Consider the following 3,999-nt stretch of genomic DNA (forward strand, 5'->3'; position numbering starts at 1 on the left):
CCGCCCGCCGCGGGCCGACCGGCGCCGGCTCCCGCCGGGTGCACGGCGGCCCGCCCGCCGGGGTGTGGGCCGCGCCCGGCCGGGTCAACCTGATCGGCGAACACACCGACACCAGCGAGGGCTTGGTGCTGCCGCTGGCCCTGCCGCACACGACGCTGGCCGCCGCGAGCGCCCGCGGCGACGGCCTGCTCAGGCTGGACTCGGCCGACGCCCCGGGCGGCGTGGTGGAACTCCGGGTGGCCGACCTGGCGCCGGGCGCCGTCGCCGGTTGGGCGGCCTACCCGGCCGGCGTGCTCTGGGCGATGCGTGCGGCGGGCCTGCCGGTCGGCGGCGCATCGCTGCACTTCACCAGCGTCGTGCCGACGGGCGCCGGCCTCTCCTCGTCGGCCGCGCTCGAAGTGGCCACCGCGAGCGCGCTGAACGACCTGTACGGCCTCGGGTTGGCCGCCGAGCGCATCGCCGGGCTCGCCCAGCGCGCCGAGAACGACTTCGTCGGCGTGCCCTGCGGGATCATGGACCAGATGGCTTCCGCCTGCTGCACCGCAGGTCACGCCCTCTATCTGGACACCAGGAGCCTCGCCCACCGGCACGTCCCGCTGGATCTGGCGGCGCACGGGCTGCGGCTGCTGGTGATCGACACCCGCGTCACCCACGCACTCGGCGACGGCGCGTACGCCAACCGGCGCGCCGCCTGCGAGCGCGCCGCGCGGGAACTCGGCGTGCCGACCCTGCGCGACGTCCCGTACGCCGCACTGGAATCCGCGCTGACAACGCTGGCGGCGCTCGCGGACGGTCCCGCCCTCTGCCGCCGGGTCCGGCACGTGGTGACCGAGAACCACCGCGTCGACGAGGTCATCGCGCTGCTCGACGCCGGCGCCGTCCGGGCCATCGGCCCCCTGCTCACCGCGGGCCACGCCTCGCTCCGCGACGACTTCGAGGTCTCCTGCCCCGAGTTGGACCTCGCGGTGACGACGGCCAACGCATCGGGGGCGCTCGGGGCGCGCATGACCGGCGGGGGATTCGGCGGAAGCGCCATCTCTTTGGTGCCGGAGGCCGCGGCCGACGCGATCACCACGGCGGTCACCGAGGCGTTCGCGGCAGCGGCCCACCTCCCGCCCCGCATTTTCTCCGCGACCCCCGCCCCCGGCGCCCACCGCCTGCCCATCGACCCGGCCACCCCTGCCTGACCGGCCCGGCGGGAGCGCCCGTCCGCCCCCCGGCTGGCCGCGGCACGAGAGCGCCTCGCCGGCCGGTGCGAGCCCCTCGCCCACCCCGGCCTGACCGCCGGTCCGGCGGGAGCGCCCCGCCCGACACCCCGACGCGCTCCCGTACGGGCATCGCGCGGGGCTCGCCAACGCCCTCGAACCGGTCAACTGCCTTACCAGGCAAGTCATTTGAGGCGTACGCGCCACAAGGGCGATGGCCGTGGAGTCGGGACCCCTCCCAACGGATCTGCCGTGGCCACGCCCCGGTGCGGCTCCGTTCGCGACGCCGCGGTCCGTGCCGGTCCGTGCCGGTCCGTGCCGGTCCGTGCCCGTCCTCAGTCTTCGGTCAGCCGCTTGACCAGGAGGTGATCGGTCTCGCCCGGCGGATAGTCCTCGACCACGCCGACGATGCGGTAGCCCAACTTCTCGTAGAAGCGCGGGGCCTGGAATCCCCAAGTCTCCACGCGGGAGTGCAGGCAGCCGAGTTCCTCTCGCGCCCGGCGTTCGGCCGTGGCCATCAGACGAGTGCCCAGGCCAGTGCCCCGATGCCGCTCGTCCACCCAGAGCAGATCCACATGCAGCCAGTGCCCCCACGCATAGCCGACCAGGCCACCCGCCAACTCTCCAGCTTCGTCCAGCGCGTACGCCTGGACCGGACGTTCGTCGTCCGCGACGGTGTCGCGAATCCGGTGCAGGACCACGGATCGCTCACTGTTGGAATCTTCCAACCGATCCTCGACCAGGTCCTTGCGGTCTTGATTGACTTCTTCCTCGATGCGGAACACGCCGCTCAGCCTAAACAGTTGGCCGAGGCAGTTTCGTCAATTCGCTTCCGTTGTCCGACCTCGGTCGTAGGCTGATGCACAGCGCCGGTGGGGGCCGGTGCTTATCAGGGGGCGAGACAGGCAGGTACGACGCCCGGGGCCAGCGCCTTCGGCATGCACGGCGGCGGCCGTGCCGTGCCGGGCGTGCCTCGTGGGCTTCGGCCAGGGGGCTTGAGTTTCCGGGCGCCGTACCCGCACTGTGGGCTCGCCGCCACGCGTTCTACCTGGTCAGCTCGTCGGGGTGGGCGGCATTTGGCATGCTGCGCGGGGCCGCTCGCCCTTTCCGTACGACGTGGTTCTTCGTTCTTCGCGCTGGGTTATCTGTTCTTCTACTCCGTATCCGCGTGCGCGTTCACGTGCGCGGGAGATGGCAGTCCATGGGGGTGGCTATGGCACGTATCCGGGTTCTGGTGGCCGACGACCATCGCATCTTCGCCGAGTCGCTCGCCGCGGCCCTCGCGGCGGAACCGGACGTGGACGTCGCGGCGGCCGGCAGCGGCCCGGCGGCCATGCGCTGCCTTGAGCGGGCGGCGACCGAAGGCCGGCGCTTCGACGTCCTGCTGGTGGACGCCGATCTGGGCGCCGCCATCAGCGACATCGCACAGGTCCGCCCCGAGCGGCTGTCCGACGGCGTCACCGAGCGCGCCGATCGTCGCGCCGTCGACGGCATCACGCTGGTCAGCGGGGTCCGCACGGCCCAGCCCGGGGTGCGCACGGTGGTCCTCGCTGAGCGCGACGACCCGCGCCGCGCAGCCCTTGCGCTCCAGGCCGGGGCGAGCGGCTGGGTGGCCAAGGACTGTTCCCTGTCCCGGCTGCTCGCGGTGATCCGCGGTGTGCTGCGCGACGAGACGCATCTGCCGCCGGCACTGCTGACCGGCGTCCTGCGGGAGCTGACCGCGGCCCGCAAGCACCGCACCGAGAGCGAGCGGCTGGTGGAGTCGCTGACGCCGCGCGAGCGCGAGGTGCTGCGCTGCATGGTCGCCGGACTCGGCCGCAAGGCGGTCGCCGAGCGGCTCTACCTGTCCCCGCACACGGTCCGTACGCACATGCAGAACGTGCTCGGCAAGCTGGGCGTGCACTCCACGCTGGCGGCGGTCGCCCTCGCGCGCCGTGCCGGGGTCGGCCCGGTGGACCTAGCCGGGGAGGTTGTCGAACGGGGCGGTCAGCTCGCGTAGCAGACCGGCCAGTTCGCGGCGCTGCCCGGGGGAGAGTTCGGCCAGGATGGCCCGCTCCTGGGCGAGCAGCCCGGCCAGCGCCTGATCGGCGCGGTCGCGCCCCTCGGCGGTCAGCCGCACCAGCACCCCGCGCCGGTCACTGGGGTCGGGCAGCCGTTCGACCAGGCCCTTCTGGGTGAGCCGGTCGATGCGATTGGTCATCGTGCCGGAGGTCACCAGCGTCTGGGTGAGCAGTTGCCCCGGCGAGAGCTGGTACGGGGCGCCCGCGCGGCGCAGTGACGTCAGGACGTCGAACTCCCACGGCTCCAGTTGGTGCTCGGCGAAAGCGAGCCGCCGCGCCCGGTCCAGATGGCGCGCGAGCCTACTGACCCGGCTCAGTACCTCAAGCGGCTCCACGTCGAGGTCCGGGCGTTCCCGCCGCCACGCCGCGACCAGCCGATCGACCTCGTCCTCCATGACGATCAGTGTAGTGGGTCTGTCGATATGAAGTCTCTTGACATCAAGAGATATTTCTCGTGATGCTTGGGCATCGAAGGGCGGGAAGCGCCCTTGCGCTTCGGAACGACCTGACCCTGCAAGGGGGTTCGAACATGCCCGACTCACCGCAGTGGGACCCGCAGCAATATCTGCGCCACTCCGTACACCGCACGCGGCCCTTCATCGATCTGCTCGCCCGCATCCCCGACCTGCCGCAGCCGGCCGCGTCGGCCGGCACCGACGCCGATGCCGCCGGCCGCGGCCACCGGATAGCTGACCTGGGCTGCGGCCCCGGCAACGTCACGGCCCTGCTCGCCT

General features: G+C 72.8%; 3 protein-coding genes and 3 pseudogenes. 4 read left to right on the forward strand and 2 right to left on the reverse strand.

Features of this window, described 5'->3' with window-relative positions; translation table 11 throughout:
- The first annotated feature begins 38 nt into the window (after positions 1-38).
- The gene (gene galK / locus AAHZ94_RS29835; protein ID WP_349996830.1) at positions 39-1,187 is read left to right on the forward strand and encodes a galactokinase; all 1,149 of its coding nucleotides are present in this window, start codon (positions 39-41) and stop codon (positions 1,185-1,187) included.
- A 353-nt stretch (positions 1,188-1,540) separates the two neighbouring features.
- Here galK and AAHZ94_RS29840 read toward each other — a convergent pair whose 3' ends face one another.
- On the reverse strand, positions 1,541-1,990 hold the full coding sequence (locus tag AAHZ94_RS29840) for a GNAT family N-acetyltransferase (RefSeq protein ID WP_349996826.1): 450 nt from the start codon (positions 1,988-1,990) through the stop codon (positions 1,541-1,543).
- A gap of 428 nt (positions 1,991-2,418) precedes the next feature.
- On the opposite strand from AAHZ94_RS29840, the pseudogene AAHZ94_RS36545 reads away from it, so the two are divergent.
- Positions 2,419-2,614, forward strand: a pseudogene (locus tag AAHZ94_RS36545) (helix-turn-helix domain-containing protein); the annotation flags it as partial.
- 71 nt (positions 2,615-2,685) lie between these two features.
- Positions 2,686-3,204, forward strand: a pseudogene (locus AAHZ94_RS29845) (LuxR C-terminal-related transcriptional regulator); the annotation flags it as partial.
- Here the strand turns inward: AAHZ94_RS29845 and AAHZ94_RS29850 are convergent.
- Positions 3,163-3,660, reverse strand: a complete 498-nt coding sequence (locus AAHZ94_RS29850; RefSeq protein ID WP_349996829.1) for a MarR family winged helix-turn-helix transcriptional regulator — start codon at positions 3,658-3,660, stop codon at positions 3,163-3,165. The pseudogene AAHZ94_RS29845 and the gene AAHZ94_RS29850 overlap by 42 nt on opposite strands.
- 134 nt (positions 3,661-3,794) lie before the next feature.
- Here AAHZ94_RS29850 and AAHZ94_RS29855 point away from each other — a divergent pair.
- Positions 3,795-3,999, forward strand: a pseudogene (locus AAHZ94_RS29855) (trans-aconitate methyltransferase); the annotation flags it as partial.

This window comes from Streptomyces sp. HSW2009 (assembly GCF_040240285.1).
Classification (GTDB): domain Bacteria; phylum Actinomycetota; class Actinomycetes; order Streptomycetales; family Streptomycetaceae; genus Streptomyces.